A 16,839-nucleotide genomic window follows, 5' to 3' on the forward strand; every position below is an offset into this window, starting at 1 on the left:
GACATCTTCCAGCCGATCTACGCCGCGACGAGCGGCATCGACGGCCGCGTGTCGATCGAGGTGTCGCCGAACCTCGCGTTCGACACCGAGGGCACGGTCGCGGAGGCCAAGGAGCTGCACGAGCGCGTCGCCAAGGAGAATGTGCTCATCAAGATCCCCGCGACGAAGCAGGGCCTCGAGGCCATCGCCGCGACGATCGGCGCCGGCATCAGCGTCAACGTCACGCTGATCTTCTCGCTCGACCGCTACCGCGACGTCATCAACGCCTACCTCACGGGCCTCGAGCGCGCGCAGCAGGCGGGCCACGACTCTCGACGATCCACTCGGTCGCCTCGTTCTTCGTGTCGCGCGTCGACACCGAGATCGACAAGCGCCTCGACGCGATCGGCACCGAGGAGGCCACGGCGCTCAAGTCGAAGGCGGGCGTCGCGAACGCGCGCCTCGCCTACGGCGTCTGGCAGGAGGCGTCTCGTCGGAGCGCGCGCAGACGCTGCTCGCCGCCGGCGCCAACGCGCAGCGCGCGCTGTGGGCCTCGACGGGCGTCAAGGACCCGTCGCTGCCCGACACGCTGTACGTCACGGAGCTCGCAGCGCCCGAGACCGTCAACACGATGCCCGAGAAGACGCTCGAGGCGCTCGCCGACCACGGCGTCGTGACGGGCGACGAGATCACGGCCAACGTCGAGTCCGCACAGGGCGTGCTCGACGCCGTCGAGGCGCAGGGCGTCTCGTACGTCGAGGTCACCGAGCTGCTCGAGCGCGAGGGCGTCGACAAGTTCATCGCCTCGTGGGACGAGCTCGTCGAGACCGTCCGCGGCCAGCTCGCGCAGGCGGGAGGTGCGGCATGAGCTTCGTGCTCCACGCCACCGGCGCCGCGCAGGAGGCCATCGACCGCGTCGTGCCGCAGCTCGTGGCCGACGGCGTCGCGGGCCGCATCGCCGCGAAGGACTCGACGCTCTGGGGCGAGGCCGCCGAGGCCGAGGCATCGAAGCGCCTCGGCTGGATCGACGCCGCCTCGAACACGCGCGGCCTCGTCGACGACGTGCTCGAGCTCAAGGCCGACCTGGCGGCGAAGGGCGTCGACCGCTTCGCCCTCGCTGGCATGGGCGGCTCGTCGCTCGCGCCCGAGGTCATCACGCGCACGTTCGGCGTGCACCTCACGGTGCTCGACTCGACCGAGCCCGGCCAGGTGCTCACGGCCCTGCGCGACGAGCTCGAGCGCACCGCGATCGTCGTCTCGTCGAAGTCGGGCTCGACGCTCGAGACCGACTCCGCGAAGCGCGTCTTCGAGCAGTGGTACCGCGAGGCGGGCATCGACCCGACCGAGCGCATCATCGTCGTGACCGACCCGGGCAGCCCGCTCGACGGCGCCGCGCGCGCGGCGGGCTACCGCGTCTTCAACGCCGACCCGAACGTCGGTGGCCGCTACTCGGCGCTCACGGCCTTCGGCATCGTCCCGTCGGCCCTCGCGGGCGTCGACGTCGCCGAGCTGCTCGACGAGGCGGAGGCGGCCCTGCCGCTCGTCTCGGAGGACGACGAGTCGAACCCGGGCCTCCAGCTCGGCGCCGTGCTCGCCGGCACGAAGCCGCTCAAGGACTACATCGGGATCGTCGCCGACGGCACGCACATCGTCGGCTTCGCCGACTGGGCCGAGCAGCTCATCGCCGAGTCGACGGGCAAGCAGGGCACGGGCGTGCTGCCCGTGGTGCTCGACGTCGACGCAGCCGAGCTCGGCGAGGACCTCGCCGACCTGCAGGTCATCCGCGTCGTCGGCTCGCGCGCCGAGGCGCGCGAGGTCGCTGCCGGCGAGGTCGAGGTCGCCGGCACGCTCGGCGCCCAGCTGCTGGTGTGGGAGTTCGCGACGGCCGTCGCCGGACGCCTGCTCGGCATCGACCCGTTCGACCAGCCCGACGTCGAGTCGGCCAAGGACGCGCGCGAGGCCTGCTGGAGGACCTCGCCCCCGGCGCCCGCGACGGTCGTCGACGGCTCGATCGAGCTGCGCGGCTCCGTCTCGGGCGACACGCTCGAGTCGTCGCTCGACGCGCTGCTCGCCGCGATCCCCGCCGACGGCTACCTCGCGGTGCACACGTACCTCGACCGCCTCGGCGAGGAGCGATTCGCGACGCTCCGCGACCTGCTCGCGGCACGCACGCAGCGCCCCGTCACGTTCGGCTGGGGTCCGCGCTTCCTGCACTCGACCGGCCAGTACCACAAGGGCGGCAAGCCCGTGGGCGTGTTCCTGCAGATCCTCGGCACCCCGCCGAGGACCTCGAGATCCCCGAGCGCCCGTTCACGTTCGGCCAGCTGCTGCAGGCGCAGGCTGGCGGCGACGCCGCCGTGCTCGCGGGCCACGACCGCCCCGTGCTCACGCTGACGCTGACCGACCTCGACGACGGGTACCGCCGCCTGGCCACCGCAGCCGCCGCATGAGCGCCGGCGGGCTGGTCGAATCCGCTGCGCGACGCGTCGGACCTCCGTCTGACGCGCATCCCCGAGCCGAACGCGCTCGTGCTGTTCGGCGTCACGGGCGACCTCGCGCAGAAGAAGCTGCTGCCGGCGATCTACGACCTCGCCAACCGCGGCCTGCTGCCGCCCGGCTTCTCGCTCGTCGGCTACGGCCGTCGCGAGTGGGATGCCGAGGCGTTCCGCGGCGTCGTCGAGAAGGCCGTGCGCGCCCACGCGCGCACGCCCTTCCGCGAGGACGTGTTCGCGCAGCTCGCCGAGGGCTTCCGCTTCGTGCAGGGAGACTTCGACGACGACGCGGCGTTCGACCGGCTCGCCGAGACGCTCCGCGAGCTCGACGACGCGCGCGGCACCATGGGCAACTACGCCTTCTACCTGTCGATCCCGCCGGGCAGTTCCCGGTCGTGACGCAGCAGCTGAAGCGCTCGGGCGTCGCGACGAGCGACGAGTCGTGGCGCCGCGTCGTCATCGAGAAGCCGTTCGGCCACGACCTCGCCTCGGCGAGGGACCTCGCGTCGGTCGTCGACTCGGTCTTCCCGCCCGACAGCGTTCCGCATCGACCACTACCTCGGCAAGGAGACGGTCCAGAACATCCTCGCCCTCAGGTTCGCGAACAACCTGTGGGAGCCGATCTGGAACGCCAACTACATCGACCACGTGCAGATCACGATGGCCGAGGACATCGGCGTGGGTGGCCGTGCGGGCTACTACGACGGCATCGGCGCCGCGCGCGACGTCATCCAGAACCACCTGCTGCAGCTCTTCGCCCTCACGGCGATGGAGGAGCCGGTGTCGTTCGACGCCGTCGACCTGCGCACCGAGAAGGAGAAGGTGCTCTCGGCCGCCCGCATCCCGGGCGACCTGGACGCCTCGACCGCACGCGGCCAGTACGCGGGCGGCTGGCAGGGCGGCACGCAGGTGACGGGCTTCCTCGACGAGGACGGCATGGCAGAGGACTCGGCCACCGAGACCTACGCCGCCATCACGCTCGAGGTCGACAACCGCCGCTGGCGGGCGTGCCCTTCTACCTGCGCGCCGGCAAGCGCCTCGGCCGACGCGTCACCGAGATCGCGATCGTCTTCAAGCGCGCGTCGCAGTACCTGTTCCCCGAGACGGCGACGCAGTCGATGGGCGAGAACGCCCTCGTCATCCGCGTGCAGCCCGACGAGGGCACCTCGCTGCGCTTCGGCTCGAAGGTGCCGGGATCCGGCATGCACGTGCGCGACGTCACGATGGACTTCGGCTACGGCCACGCGTTCACCGAGGAGTCGCCCGAGGCGTACGAGCGCCTCATCCTCGACGTGCTGCTCGGCGACCCGCCCCTGTTCCCGCAGGCGCGCGAGGTCGAGCTGTCGTGGGCGATCCTCGACCCCGTCGAGGAGCACTGGGCCGCCGTCGGCAGCCCGCTCGAGCAGTACGCACCGGGCTCCTGGGGGCCCGCGAGCGCCGACGCCATGCTGCGTCGCACCAACAGGCATTGGAGGCGCCCGTGATCGTCACGCTCGAGGGCACGACGACGAGCGCGATCCAGCGCCGACTCATCGAGATCCGCGAGGAGGGCGGCGTGCTCGCCCTCGGGCGCGTGCTCACGCTCGTCATCCACACGCATCTCGGCGAGGAGGAGGACGCGATCGCGGCCGCCAACGAGGCGAGCCGCGAGCACCCCATGCGCGTGCTCGTCGTGTCGCGGTCGATCGACGAGATCGCCGCGACCGAGGAGCCGCGCCTCGACGCCGAGATCCGCGTCGGCGGCGACGCCGGCGCCAGCGAGGTCGTGCTGCTGCAGTGCTACGGCGAGGTCGGCGCGCACCTCATCGGCGTCGTGCAGGGCCTCCTGCTGCCCGATGCGCCCGTCGTCGCGTGGTGGCCGCACCGCATGCCCGAGCACCCCGCATCCGCGCAGCTCGGCGCGCTCGCGCAGCGCCGCATCACCGACTCGGCACGCCAGGAGGACCCCCGCACGGTGCTCCGCGGCCTCGCCGAGGGCTACGAGCCCGGCGACACGGACCTCGCGTGGACGCGCGTCACGAACTGGCGCGCCCAGCTCGCGGCCGTGCTCGACCAGCCGCCGTACGAGCCCGTGATCCACGCGCGCGTCACCGGCGCGCTGCGCAGCCCGTCGGTGCACCTCATGGCGGCCTGGCTGCGCCTGCGCCTCGGCGTCGACGTCGACGTGTCGTCGCGCGCCGACGGCCCGCTCGGCTCGAGCGGCCTGTCGTCGGTCACGCTCACGCGGGCGTCGGGCGACGCGACGCTCACGCGCATCCGTCCGTCGACGGGTCTGCTGCAGATCCCCGGCCAGCCCGACCACGAGGTCGCGTTGTCGCACCGGCAGCTGCGCGACCAGCTCGCGGAGGAGCTGCGCAGGCTCGACCCCGACGAGATGTACCACCAGGTGCTCGAGGCGATCCGCATCTCGGGCACGGCGGGCACGAGCGTGCCCGCGCCCGAGGGAGGCAGCCGATGAGTCGCGAGCTCGTGATCCACGCCGACCGCGCCGCGCTCGTCGCCGAGACCGCCGACCGCTTCGCGGCGACGATCACGGCGGTGCTCGCCGAGCAGGACGAGTGCCACGTCGCCCTCACGGGCGGCTCCGTCGGCATCGAGCTGCTCGCCGCGCTGCGCGGTCGCGCGCTCGACTGGGCGCGCATCCACTGCTGGTGGGGCGACGAGCGCTTCGTCGCCGCCGCCGACGGCGACCGCAACGCGCTGCAGGCGCGCGAGGCGCTGCTCGACCACGTCGACATCCCCGCGGCGAACGTGCATGAGCTGCCCGCATCCGATGCGGGGCTCGACCTCGACGCCGCGGCGATCGCTGCGACGGCCGAGCTCGGCGATCGCGTGCTCGACCTCGTGCTGCTGGGCATGGGACCCGACGCGCACGTCGCGTCGCTCTTCCCCGGCCACGACGGCACCGACGTCGAGGGGGCGGGCGTCATCGCCGTGCGCGACTCCCCAAGCCGCCGCCCGAGCGCCTGAGCCTCACGTTCGACGCGCTCAACCGCGCCCCGCGCGTGTGGCTCGTCGTCGCGGGCGACGACAAGGCGTCGGCCCTCGCCCTCGCCATGTCGACGGCCGACCGGCACGAGGTGCCCGCAGCGGGCGTGCACGGCACGCGCGAGACGCGCTACCTCGTCGACCGCGCCGCGGCGTCGCTGCTCCCCGACGGCATGCTCGACTGAGCACCGTCCATCCGGACACGACGAAGGCCCGCATCCAGCGGATGCGGGGCCTTCGTCGTTGCGCGTGACGCGGGTCAGGAAGCCTGACCGCGGCGGGCGCGCAGCTTCTGCAGCGCCTCCTCGAGCAGCTGCTCCGCCTCCTCGGGCGTGCGGCGCTCCTTCACGTACGCGAGGTGCGTCTTGTAGGGCTCGGCCTTCGAGACCTGCGGGGGTGCATCCTTGTCGCGGCCGGCGGGCAGACCCGTCGACGGCGAGTCGATGACCTCGGGGATCTCGTCCTCGGGCAGGTCGGCCGCGAAGTAGCGCACCGTCTCGTTGCCCGCGGCGTCCCAGTAGGACACCGCCACGCGCTCGGCGTGGAAGCCGCGGTCCTGCTCGCCCATGGGGCCCGCGCCGACGCGCGAGCCGCGGATGGCGCTGCCGCCGGAGGCCATCAGCCGGCTCCGTTGAAGCGCGTGATGACGCCGAGCACCGTGATCGACGTGATCCAGGTGAGCACGAACGTCACCGTCAGGATGTTCAGGTTGCGCTCGGCGACGCCCGACGAGCCCATCGACGACGAGATGCCGCCGCCGAACATGTCGGACAGGCCGCCACCGCGGCCCTTGTGCAGCAGGATGAGCAGCGTCAGCAGCACCGACGTGATGCCGAGGATCACCTGCATGATGATCTGGAGGATCTCCACGTTCACCTCTCGTGGGAAGTCTGGACGATCGGTCAGTCTACCGCAGTGCCGGGGTCTCCCCCGGCGCCGCGGCGCGCGTCACGTGCCGACGTGATGCGTGAAGCGACTGATGGCGGCGAACTCGACCGGGTCGAGGCTCGCACCGCCGACGAGCGCGCCGTCGACGTCGGGCTGGCGCATGAAGCCTGCGATGTTCGCCGACTTCACCGAGCCGCCGTAGAGGATGCGCGTCGACTCGGCTGCCTCGGCGCCGCGGACGTCGGCGATGGCGGCGCGGATCGCGGCGCACACCTCCTGCGCCTGCTCCGCCGTCGCGGCCTGGCCGGAGCCGATGGCCCACACGGGCTCGTACGCGACGACGACGTCGCCTGCGGGCAGGTCGGCGAGGATCGTGCGGATCTGCTGCACCGGCACCGCGGAGGCGCCGTGCTGCTCGAGGTCCTCGGCCGTCTCGCCGATGCAGATGACCGGCGTCACCCCGTGGCGCAGCGCTGCAGCCGACTTGCGGCCGATGAGCTCGTCGGTCTCGCCGTGGATCTGGCGACGCTCCGAGTGGCCCACGAGCACGTACTGGCAGTCGAGACGCGCGAGGAACACGGGGCTGATCTCGCCCGTGTACGCGCCGGAGTCGTGCTCGGACACGTCCTGGCCGCCGTAGGCCAGATCGAAGCGCTCGGCCGCGACGAGCGACTGCACGCTGCGCAGGTCGGTGAAGGGCGGGAAGACCGCGACCTCCGCGTCCTTCGTGTCGTGCTTCGCGTCCTGCAGCGTCCAGGCGAGCTTCTGCACCACCCGGATCGCGTCCAGGTGGTCGAGGTTCATCTTCCAGTTGCCTGCGATGAGCGGGGTACGGGTCACCATCCGAGTGCCTCCAGTCCTGGCAGCCGCTTGCCCTCGAGGAACTCGAGGCTCGCACCGCCGCCGGTCGAGATGTGGTCGAAGTCGGAGTCTGCGAAGCCGAGCCTGCGCACCGCGGCCGCGGAATCCCCGCCGCCGACGACTCCGAGGCCATCGACCTCGGTGAGCGCCTGCGCGACGGCCTTCGTGCCCGCTGCGAACGCCGGCATCTCGAACACGCCCATCGGGCCGTTCCAGAACACCGTGCGGGATGCCGCGATGCGGGCGGCGAAGTCTGCGGCCGTGGTCGGGCCGATGTCGAGGCCGATGCCGGCGGCGCCGAAGGCGCTCGACTCGATGGCGGAGGCTTCGACGGTCTCGTGCGCGGCGTCGGCGTCGAACGCCTCCGCGACGACGACGTCCGTCGGCAGCACGATCTCGACGCCGGAGGCCTCGGCCTGGTGGAGGTAGCCGCGCACGGTCTCGAGCTGGTCGACCTCGAGCAGGCTCTTGCCGACGCCGTGGCCCTGGGCCGCGAGGAACGTGAAGAGCATGCCGCCACCGACGAGCAGCTGGTCGACGCGCGGCAGCAGGTGCTCGATCACGCCGAGCTTGTCGGAGACCTTCGAGCCGCCGAGCACGACCGTGTACGTGTGCTCGGGCGACTCGGTGAGGCGCGACAGCACGTCGAGCTCGCCCGCGACGAGGAGGCCGGCGGCGCTCGGCACGAGGCTCGCGACCTCGTAGACGCTCGCCTGCTTCCGGTGCACGACGCCGAAGCCGTCGGACACGAACGCGTCCGCGCCGTCGACGAGCTGCGCGGCGAAGGCCGCGCGTTCGGCCTCGTCCTTGCTCGTCTCCCGCGCGTCGAAGCGCAGGTTCTCGAGCAGCACGATGCCGCCGTCGGTCAGCGCGGCGCGCTTGGCGGCCGCATCCTCGCCGACGGTGTCGGTCGCGAACGCGACCGGGGTGCCGAGCAGCTCGCCGAGCCGCTCGGCGACCGGCGCCAGCGAGAACGCCGGGTTCGGCGAGCCGTCCGGACGCCCGAGGTGGGACATCGCCACGACCTTCGCGCCGGCATCCAGCAGATGGCGCAGCGTCGGCACGGAGGCCGCGATGCGGCCCTCGTCGCCGATGACGCCGTCCTTCAGCGGCACGTTGAGGTCGCACCGCACCAGCACGGTGCGGCCGGCGAGGTCCCCGAGGGACTCGAGCGTCCGGACCGGCATCAGAGCTTCGCGCCGACGTAGCTCGTCAGGTCGACGAGGCGGTTCGAGTAGCCCCACTCGTTGTCGTACCAGGACGACACCTTCACGAGGTTGCCGATGACCGACGTCAGGCCCGAGTCGTAGATCGACGAGTGCGGGTTGCCCTGGATGTCGCTCGAGACGAGCGGCTCGTCCGAGTACTGCAGGATGCCCTTGAGCGGGCCCTCGGCGGCGGCGCGGTACGCGTCGTTGATCTCCTCGACCGTGAGGCCGTCGCGCGTCACGAGCGTCAGGTCGACGATCGAGCCCGTGGGCACGGGCACGCGGTACGACGAGCCGTCGAGCAGGCCGTTGAGCTGCGGCAGCACGAGGCCGATGGCCTTCGCGGCACCCGTCGACGTCGGCACGATGTTGATCGCGGCGCCGCGTGCGCGACGGAGGTCCTTGTGCGGGCCGTCCTGCAGGTTCTGGTCGGCCGTGTAGGCGTGCGCCGTCATCATGAAGCCGCGTTCGATGCCGAAGGCCTCGTGGAACACGCCCGCGAGCGGTGCGAGGCAGTTCGTCGTGCACGAGGCGTTCGAGATGACGTGGTCGTTGGCCGGGTCGTAGTCGCCCTCGTTGATGCCCATGACGAACGTCGGGGCCGGGTCGGACGCCGGGGCCGAGATGATGACCTTCTTCGCGCCGGCCTCGATGTGCTGGCCGGCCTGGGCCACCTTCGTGAAGATGCCGGTCGACTCGATGACGACGTCGGCGCCGAGGTCGCCCCACGGCAGCGCCTTCGGGTCGCGCTCTGCGAGGGCCTGGAACGTCTGGTCGCCGACCGTGATCGACGAGCCGTCGCTGTGGACGGGGACGTCGAGGACGCCGCCGACGGAGTCGTACTTGAGGAGGTGCGCGAGCGTCGCGTTGTCGGTGAGGTCGTTCACGCCGACGATCTCGATGTCGGCGCCCTGCTCGAGCGCCGCGCGGAGGAAGTTGCGACCGATGCGGCCGAAGCCGTTGATGCCAACCTTGGTGGTCATTCCTGCTCCCTGGGGGTGGGGTGGGGGTGATGCGGGAGGCCCGGGCTCTCTCGTTCCGAGCCTCCCGCGGGGGTGGTTCAGAGGGTGATGAGGCCCTGGGTCTTCGTGCGAGCGGCCTCGAAGCGCGCCTGCGCGTCCTGCCAGTTCACGATGTTCCAGAACGCCTTCACGTAGTCCGCCTTGACGTTGAGGTAGTCGAGGTAGAACGCGTGCTCCCACATGTCGAGCATGAGGATGGGCTGCGTGCCGACGGGCACGTTGCCCTGCTGGTCGAACAGCTGGAACACGTTGAGGCGCTCGGCGAGCGAGTCCCACGCGAGCACCGACCATCCGGAGCCCTGGATGGCCGTGGCGTTCGCGGCGAAGTGCGCCTGGAACTTCGCGTAGTCCCCGAAGAACTCGGCGATCGCGGCCGACAGCTCGCCCTCGGGCTCGCCGCCGCCGTCGCCGGCCAGGTTGTTCCAGAAGATCGTGTGGTTCGTGTGGCCGCCGAGGTGGAACGCGAGGTCCTTCTCGAGCTTGTTGATGCCACCGAAGTCGCCGGCGTCACGCGCAGCGGCGAGGCCGTCGAGGGCCGCGTTGGCACCGTCGACGTACGCCTTGTGGTGCTTGTCGTGGTGCAGCTCCATGATCTTGGCGCTGATGTGCGGCTCGAGCGCTGCGTAGTCGTACGGCAGCTCGGGCAGGGTGTAGACGGTCATGCGTGTCTCCTTCGATCGTCGATGGGCATTCGCGTACGTCTCGTACAGCGATCCTAGTCGCGCGGATGTTCCCGCGACGGGGCCTTGAGATGCGGCTCAGTCGAGCTCGGGGACGCTCGCCTCGGTGTCGGGGATGCCCCGATCCTCGGCCGTCTTGTCGGCGAGCGCGAGCAGGCGACGGATGCGGCCGGCGACGGCGTCCTTCGTCATCGGCGGGTCGGCGCGACGACCGAGGTCGTCGAGCGACGCGTCGCGGTGGTCGAGACGCAGGCGACCCGCGTACGCGAGGTGCTCGGGCGTCTCGTCGCCCAGGATCTCGAGGGCGCGCTCGACGCGCGCGCACGCCGCGACCGCCGCCTGCGCGCTGCGGCGCAGGTTCGCGTCGTCGAAGTTGACGAGGCGGTTCGCGTTCGCGCGCACCTCGCGCTGCTGGCGCAGCTGCATCCACGACTCGACGGTGTCGCTCGCGCCCATGGCGGAGAGCAGGCGCGAGATCGGCTCGGTGTCGCGCACGATGACGCGGTGCACGCCGCGCACCTCGCGCGACTTCGCGGGCACGCCGAGGCGCTGCGCGGCGCCGACGATGGCCATGGCCGCCTCGCTGCCCGGGCTCGCGATCTCGAGCGCCGCCGATCGGCCGGGGTCGGTGAGCGAGCCGTGCGCGAGGAACGCGCCGCGCCACACGGCGGCGAGGTCCTCGAGCGAGCCCGTCGTGAGGCGGTTCGGCAGGCCGCGCACCGGGCGACGGCGAGCGTCGAGCAGGCCCGTCTGCCGGGCGAGCGTCTCGCCCTGCGCCACGACGCGCACGAGGTACGCGCGCTGGCGCGAGCCGCCCGAGATCACCGCGATCTCGGCACGCACCCCGTAGAGGTCGAGCAGGTCGCGTCCCAGGCGGCGCGCGATGGCGGCGGACTCGACCTCGCTCTCCACCGCCACGCGGCCGGAGATGACGTGGAGCCCGCCCGAGAAGCGCAGCAGGGAGGCGACCTCCGCTGCTCGCGCTTGCGGTCGCTGCACGCGCACGCGTGCGAGCTCCTCCTTGACGTCGTGCGTCAGGGTCACGTCACTCCCTTCCCAGGTCTCGGTGCTGCACCGTCACCGACACGCCGGAGTCGGCGAGGCGGGCGGCGAGATGCTCGGACATCGCCACGGAGCGGTGCTTGCCGCCCGTGCATCCGATGCCGAGCACGGCGTATCGCTTGTTCTCGCGGGCGTAGCCGGCCAGGACCGGCCGGAGCGCCTCGAGGTACGCGTCGGCGAACTCCGACGCGCCCTCCTGCGCGAGCACGTAGTCACGGACCGCCTCGTCGAGGCCCGTGTGCGACTTGAGCTCCGGCTGCCAGAACGGGTTCGGCAGGAAGCGCATGTCGGCGATGAGGTCGGCGTCCGGCGGCGTGCCGTACTTGAAGCCGAAGGAGAGCACGGTCAGGCGCACCTGATCCTCGCGGTCGCGCGAGAAGCGATCGCGCACGCGGTTCGTGAGCTCGTGGACGTTGATGTCGCTCGTGTCGAGCAGCACGTCGGCGACGTCGCGGATGCCCGAGAGGCGCGCGCGCTCGGTGCGGATGCCGTCGAGGATCGTGCCGTCGCCCTGCAGCGGATGCGGGCGGCGCACGGCCTCGAAGCGGCGCACGAGCGTCGCGTCGGAGGCCTCGAGGTACACGACCGTGATCGGCATCTCGGTGCGGAGCGTCTCGATGAGGCGCATGGCGTCGTCGAAGAGCACGCCACCGCGCACGTCGACGACGATCGCGAGGCGCTGCAGCTGCTCGGACGCGGCGGGCACGAGATCGACGAGCTGGCGCAGCATGACGGGCGGCAGGTTGTCGACCACGTAGTAGCCGAGATCCTCGAGTGCGTTCGCGACAGTGGATCGACCAGCACCCGACATGCCGGTGATGATGAGCACCTCGCGCGCAGTCACGATCCCCCTCGTCCTTCGTCCTCCACCGTATCGGTTCTCAGGGAGGTGAAGACCTGCTCGGCGAGCCCCGGACCGAAGCCCTGCACCTCGGCGATCTGCTCGGGCGAGGCTGCACGGACCCGCTTCGCGGAGCCGAAGTGCTTGAGCAGCCTGCGCACGCGCTCCTCCCCCAGGCCCGGGATCGCCGAGAGCTCGCTCTGGATCGCGCTCGAGCGCTGCTGGCGCTGGAACGTGATGGCGAAGCGGTGCGCCTCGTCGCGCAGGCGCTGCACGAGGTACAGCGACTCGCTCGTGCGCGGCAGGATCACGGGGTGGTCGTCGCCGGGCAGCCACAGCTCCTCGAGGCGCTTGGCGATGCCGGCGATCGCGATCGACTGGCCCGACTCCCGCACGGCGCGCGCCGCCGCGGCGACCTGCGGCTGGCCGCCGTCGACGAGCAGCAGCTGCGGCGGATACGCGAACCGCGAACGCCCCTCCGACGCCTCGGGGTCGCCGTCGACGAGGTAGCGCAGCCTGCGCGTGAGCACCTGATGCATCGCGTCGGTGTCGTCGGCCGCCTGGGCGATCTTGAACTTGCGGTACTGGTCCTTGCGCGGCAGGCCGTCCTCGAAGACGACCATCGAGGCGACGATGCCGGTGCCGCCGAGGTGCGAGACGTCGAAGCACTCGATGCGCAGCGGCGCCTCGGTCATGCCGATCGCCTCCTGCAGGTCGGCGAGCGCCGCCGACCGCGAGCCGTAGTCGCTCGTGCGCCGCGTCTTCGCGACCTGCAACGCGTGGGAGGCGTTGGCCATGGCCGAGTCGGCGAGCTGCTTGCGGTCGCCGCGCTGCGGCACGCGCAGGCGCACGGCGCCGCGCAGCCCGTGCGCCTCGCGACGCTCGCCCAGCCACGTCTCGACCTCGTCGGCGCTCTCGGGCAGCGTCGGCACGAGCACGTCGCGCGGCGGGGCGTCGTCGCCCTGGTACGCGACACGCAGCATCTGGCTCGACAGCTCGGCGGGCGTCATGTCGAGCTCGGTGTCGACGACCCACGAGCGGGTGCCGCGGATGCGGCCGCCGCGCACCGAGAACAGGTGCACCGCCGCCGACAGCTCGTCCTGCACGGTGCCGAACACGTCGGCGTCGACCCCGTCGGAGAGCACGACCGACGTCTTCGACAGCACGTTCTCGAGCGCGAGCATCTGGTCGCGCAGCGTCGCGGCGCGCTCGAACTCCTCGCGGGCGCTCGCGCGCTGCATCTGCCGGCGCACGTCGTCGACGACGCGCTCGTCGCGACCGCCCATGAACTCCGCGAGGCCCTCGGCGATCTCGCGGTGCTCGTCCTTCGTCACGCGGCCGACGCAGGGCGCCGAGCACTTGCCGATGTCGCCGAGCAGGCACGGCCGATTCGAGCGCTCGGCCTTGCGGTACACCGCCTGCGAGCACGTGCGCACCGGGAACGCCTTGAGCAGCACGTCGAGCGTCTCGCGGATCGCCCACGTCTTCGCGTACGGCCCGAAGTAGCGGGCGCCGCGGATGTCGTGGTTGCGCGTGACCATCGCCCGCGGCACGTCGTCGGCGAACGTCACCGCGAGGTACGGGTACGACTTGTCGTCGCGGAACTGCACGTTGAACGGCGGCTCGAACTCCTTGATCCACGTGTACTCGAGCTCGAGCGCCTCGAGCTCCGAGCCCACGATCGTCCATTCGACGCGCGCCGCGGACAGCACCATGCGACGCGTGCGCTCGTGCAGCGACCGCAGCGGCTGGAAGTAGTTCGAGAGCCGCTGGCGCAGGTTCTTCGCCTTGCCGACGTAGAGCACGCGCTCGTGCTCGTCGCGGAACCGGTACACGCCGGGCGTCGTCGGGATCTCGCCCGGCCGCGGCTTGTACGGGACGGTGTCTGCCATGCTCCTGCGCCCTGCGCTAGAGGATCTCGGCGAGGAACCTGCCCGTGTGGCTCGCCTCGATCGTCGCGAGGTGCTCGGGCGTGCCCTGGCCGACGAGCGTGCCGCCGCCGGAGCCGCCCTCGGGACCCAGGTCGATGAGCCAGTCCGCCGACTTGATGACGTCGAGCGAGTGCTCGATCGTCAGCACGGTGTTGCCCTTCTCGACGAGGCTCTCGAGCACGGCGAGCAGCTTGCGCACGTCCTCGAAGTGCAGGCCGGTCGTGGGCTCGTCGAGCACGTAGATCGAGCGGCCGTTCGAGCGCTTCTGCAGCTCGGTCGCGAGCTTGACGCGCTGCGCCTCGCCGCCCGAGAGCGTCGTCGCCGACTGCCCGAGGCGCACGTAGCCGAGCCCCACGTCGACGAGCGTCTTGAGGTAGCGGTGGATCGACGAGATCGCCTCGAAGAAGTCGGCGGCCTCCTCGATCGGCATGTCGAGCACCTCGGCGATCGACTTGCCCTTGTAGTGCACCGAGAGCGTGTCGCGGTTGTAGCGGGCACCGTCGCAGACCTCGCACGCGACGTAGACGTCGGGCAGGAAGTTCATCTCGATCTTGATGGTGCCGTCGCCCTGGCAGTGCTCGCAGCGACCGCCCTTGACGTTGAAGGAGAAGCGCCCGGGCAGGTAGCCGCGCGTCTTCGCCTCGGTCGTCTCGGAGAACAGCACGCGGATCTTGTCGAAGACGCCCGTGTACGTCGCGGGGTTCGAGCGCGGCGTGCGACCGATGGGCGCCTGGTCGACGTGCACGACCTTGTCGAGGTGCTCGAGGCCCGTGACGCGGCGGTGCCGTGCCGGCACCTGCTTGGCGCCGTTGAGGCCGTTGGCGAGCACCTTGTAGAGGATGTCGTTGATGAGCGACGACTTGCCGGAGCCCGAGACGCCCGTCACGGCCACGAAGAGGCCGAGCGGCACGTCGACGTCGATGCCCTGCAGGTTGTTCGCGCGAGCGCCCTCGATGCGCAGCATGCGCGCGGGATCGACGGGGCGGCGCTTCGCGGGCACCGCGATCGCCTCGCGGCCGGCGAGGAAGTCGCCCGTGATCGACCGCGGGTTCGCGAGCAGCTCGTCGTAGGTGCCCGAGTGCACGATCTCGCCGCCGTGCTCGCCGGCGCGCGGGCCGACGTCGACGATCCAGTCGGCCGTGCGGATCGTGTCCTCGTCGTGCTCGACGACGATGAGCGTGTTGCCGAGGTCGCGCAGGTTCACGAGCGACTCGATGAGGCGGCGGTTGTCGCGCTGGTGCAGGCCGATCGACGGCTCGTCGAGCACGTAGAGCACGCCCGTGAGGCCCGAGCCGATCTGCGTCGCGAGGCGGATGCGCTGCGCCTCGCCGCCCGAGAGCGTGCCGGCGGCGCGCGCGAGCGACAGGTACTGCAGGCCGACCTGGATGAGGAACGACAGTCGCGCGCGGATCTCGCGCAGCACCGCCGCGGCGATCTTCGCCTCGCGGTCGGTGAGGTCGAGCGTGTCCATGAACTCCGACGCGTCGGCGAGGCTCATGTCGGTGACCGACGAGATCGAGTGGCCGTGCACGAGCACCGACAGCACCTCGGGCATGAGGCGCGCGCCACCGCAGTCGGGGCAGGGGATCTCGCGCAGGTACTCGCCGTGCTTCGAGCGCGACCAGTCGCTGTCGGCCTCCATGAACTTGCGGTGCACGTAGGGCATGAGGCCCTCGTAGCCCGAGTTGTACGAGAGGGTGCGGCCGTAGCGGTTGCGCCACTTGACGGTGACGTTGCCCTCGGAGCCGCGCAGCACGACCTCGCGGACGTCGTCGCCGAGCTCGGCCCACGGGGTGTCGAGCGAGAAGTCGAGCTCCTTCGCGAGGCCCTTCATGAGGCGCTCGAAGTACGTGTAGAGGCCCTTGCCCGTCTGCGTCCACGGCAGCAGCACGCCCTCGGCGATCGACAGCGCCGGGTCGCCGAGCACGAGGTCCTCGTCGACGGCCATGCGCGTGCCGAGGCCGTCGCAGGTCTTGCACGACCCGAACGGCGCGTTGAACGAGAACGTGCGCGGCTCGATCTCGGTGAGCGTGACGGGGTGGCGGTTCGGGCACGAGAGCTTCTCGCTGAACGTGCGGGTGCCCGCCGCGGAGTCGTCGTCGACGAAGTCGATCGTCACGAGGCCGTCGGCGAGGCGCAGCGCCGTCTCGAGCGAGTCGGTGAGGCGCGTGAGGATGTCGGGGCCTGCGACGAGGCGGTCGACGACGACCGCGATGTCGTGCTTGACCTGCTTCTTCAGCGCAGGCGCCTCGGCGAGCTGCACGACCTCGCCGTCGATGACGGCGCGCGAGTAGCCCGTCGCGACGAGGTTGCGGATGAGGTCGGCGAACTCGCCCTTCTTCTGCTGCACGACGGGCGCGAGCAGCTGGTAGCGCGTGCGCTCGTCGAGCTCCATGAGCTCGTCGGCGATCTGCTGCACCGTCTGGCGCTGGATGCGCTCGCCGCAGACCGCGCAGTGCGGGATGCCGATGCGCGCCCAGAGCAGGCGCATGTAGTCGTAGACCTCGGTGATGGTGCCGACGGTCGAGCGCGGGTTGCGGTTCGTCGACTTCTGGTCGATCGACACGGCGGGGCTCAGGCCCTCGATGAAGTCGACGTCGGGCCGGTCGACCTGGCCGAGGAACTGGCGTGCGTACGCCGAGAGGGACTCGACGTAGCGGCGCTGGCCCTCGGCGAAGATCGTGTCGAACGCGAGCGACGACTTGCCCGATCCCGAGAGCCCGGTGAACACCACGAGAGCGTCGCGCGGGATCGCGAGGTCGACGTCCTTGAGGTTGTGGACGCGCGCGCCCTTGACGCTCAGCTGCGGCGTGTCGGGGTCCAACGAGGAGTCCACGGCGCGGTGGGAGGCGATGTCGACGGTCACCAGTCGAGCCTACGACCGACC

General features: G+C 71.4%; 11 protein-coding genes and 4 pseudogenes. 5 read left to right on the forward strand and 10 right to left on the reverse strand.

Annotated features, from left to right (window positions below; translation table 11 throughout):
• The 5 genes and pseudogenes from tal to pgl form a co-directional block, all read left to right on the forward strand.
• A pseudogene (gene tal, locus BLQ67_RS00005) lies at positions 1 to 847 on the forward strand (transaldolase); the annotation flags it as partial.
• A pseudogene (locus BLQ67_RS00010) lies at positions 844 to 2,429 on the forward strand (glucose-6-phosphate isomerase). The pseudogenes tal and BLQ67_RS00010, both read left to right, overlap by 4 nt.
• Before the next feature lie 24 nt (positions 2,430 to 2,453).
• Positions 2,454 to 3,955: pseudogene (gene zwf / locus BLQ67_RS00015) on the forward strand (glucose-6-phosphate dehydrogenase).
• Positions 3,952 to 4,929: a glucose-6-phosphate dehydrogenase assembly protein OpcA gene (locus BLQ67_RS00020; protein ID WP_092501421.1), complete on the forward strand. Its 978-nt coding sequence runs from the start codon at positions 3,952 to 3,954 to the stop codon at positions 4,927 to 4,929. The pseudogene zwf and the gene BLQ67_RS00020 overlap by 4 nt, the downstream one beginning before the upstream one ends.
• Positions 4,926 to 5,644 (forward strand): annotated as a pseudogene (pgl, locus tag BLQ67_RS00025) (6-phosphogluconolactonase). The gene BLQ67_RS00020 and the pseudogene pgl overlap by 4 nt, the downstream one beginning before the upstream one ends.
• Positions 5,645 to 5,718: 74 nt before the next feature.
• On the opposite strand, the gene BLQ67_RS00030 reads toward pgl, so the two are convergent.
• The 10 genes from BLQ67_RS00030 to uvrA all read right to left on the reverse strand — a co-directional run bounded on the left by BLQ67_RS00030 (position 5,719) and on the right by uvrA (position 16,788).
• Positions 5,719 to 6,078 carry an RNA polymerase-binding protein RbpA gene (locus tag BLQ67_RS00030; protein WP_092501422.1) on the reverse strand — a complete coding sequence of 120 codons (360 nt, stop codon included), beginning with the start codon at positions 6,076 to 6,078 and terminating at the stop codon, positions 5,719 to 5,721.
• Positions 6,078 to 6,329 (reverse strand): preprotein translocase subunit SecG, encoded by a 252-nt coding sequence (gene secG / locus BLQ67_RS00035; protein WP_092501423.1) that lies wholly within the window; start codon positions 6,327 to 6,329, stop codon positions 6,078 to 6,080. The genes BLQ67_RS00030 and secG overlap by 1 nt, the downstream gene beginning before the upstream one ends.
• A gap of 78 nt (positions 6,330 to 6,407) precedes the next feature.
• The gene (gene tpiA / locus BLQ67_RS00040; protein ID WP_092501424.1) at positions 6,408 to 7,190 is read right to left on the reverse strand and encodes a triose-phosphate isomerase; all 783 of its coding nucleotides are present in this window, start codon (positions 7,188 to 7,190) and stop codon (positions 6,408 to 6,410) included.
• Entirely contained in the window at positions 7,184 to 8,395 is a 1,212-nt protein-coding gene (locus BLQ67_RS00045; RefSeq protein WP_092501425.1) for a phosphoglycerate kinase, read from the reverse strand. Before BLQ67_RS00045 ends, tpiA begins: the two co-directional genes overlap by 7 nt.
• Positions 8,395 to 9,399 carry a type I glyceraldehyde-3-phosphate dehydrogenase gene (gap, locus tag BLQ67_RS00050; protein ID WP_092501426.1) on the reverse strand — a complete coding sequence of 335 codons (1,005 nt, stop codon included), beginning with the start codon at positions 9,397 to 9,399 and terminating at the stop codon, positions 8,395 to 8,397. Before gap ends, BLQ67_RS00045 begins: the two co-directional genes overlap by 1 nt.
• A 77-nt stretch (positions 9,400 to 9,476) precedes the next feature.
• Positions 9,477 to 10,100: a superoxide dismutase gene (locus tag BLQ67_RS00055; RefSeq protein WP_092501427.1), complete on the reverse strand. Its 624-nt coding sequence runs from the start codon at positions 10,098 to 10,100 to the stop codon at positions 9,477 to 9,479.
• A 96-nt stretch (positions 10,101 to 10,196) separates the two neighbouring features.
• Complete coding sequence (gene whiA / locus BLQ67_RS00060) at positions 10,197 to 11,162, reverse strand: DNA-binding protein WhiA (protein ID WP_092501428.1); 966 nt, start codon at positions 11,160 to 11,162, stop codon at positions 10,197 to 10,199.
• Position 11,163: 1 nt separating this feature from the next.
• Entirely contained in the window at positions 11,164 to 12,024 is an 861-nt protein-coding gene (gene rapZ, locus BLQ67_RS00065; protein WP_269457094.1) for an RNase adapter RapZ, read from the reverse strand.
• Positions 12,021 to 13,913: an excinuclease ABC subunit UvrC gene (gene uvrC / locus BLQ67_RS00070; RefSeq protein WP_092501429.1), complete on the reverse strand. Its 1,893-nt coding sequence runs from the start codon at positions 13,911 to 13,913 to the stop codon at positions 12,021 to 12,023. The genes rapZ and uvrC overlap by 4 nt, the downstream gene beginning before the upstream one ends.
• 16 nt (positions 13,914 to 13,929) lie before the next feature.
• On the reverse strand, positions 13,930 to 16,788 hold the full coding sequence (gene uvrA, locus BLQ67_RS00075; protein WP_092506679.1) for an excinuclease ABC subunit UvrA: 2,859 nt from the start codon (positions 16,786 to 16,788) through the stop codon (positions 13,930 to 13,932).
• Positions 16,789 to 16,839 lie beyond the last annotated feature (51 nt).

This window comes from Agrococcus jejuensis (assembly GCF_900099705.1).
In the GTDB taxonomy this organism is placed as follows: Bacteria; Actinomycetota; Actinomycetes; order Actinomycetales; family Microbacteriaceae; genus Agrococcus; species Agrococcus jejuensis.

What these genes read in the sequence shown, in the direction of transcription:
- BLQ67_RS00030 (WP_092501422.1), bottom strand. Translation starts at nt 6,078, where the DNA reads ATGGCCTCCGGCGGCAGCGCCATCCGCGGCTCGCGCGTCGGCGCGGGC.
- tpiA (WP_092501424.1), bottom strand. Translation starts at nt 7,190, where the DNA reads ATGGTGACCCGTACCCCGCTCATCGCAGGCAACTGGAAGATGAACCTC.
- BLQ67_RS00045 (WP_092501425.1), bottom strand. Translation starts at nt 8,395, where the DNA reads ATGCCGGTCCGGACGCTCGAGTCCCTCGGGGACCTCGCCGGCCGCACC.
- gap (WP_092501426.1), bottom strand. Translation starts at nt 9,399, where the DNA reads ATGACCACCAAGGTTGGCATCAACGGCTTCGGCCGCATCGGTCGCAAC.
- BLQ67_RS00055 (WP_092501427.1), bottom strand. Translation starts at nt 10,100, where the DNA reads ATGACCGTCTACACCCTGCCCGAGCTGCCGTACGACTACGCAGCGCTC.
- uvrC (WP_092501429.1), bottom strand. Translation starts at nt 13,913, where the DNA reads ATGGCAGACACCGTCCCGTACAAGCCGCGGCCGGGCGAGATCCCGACG.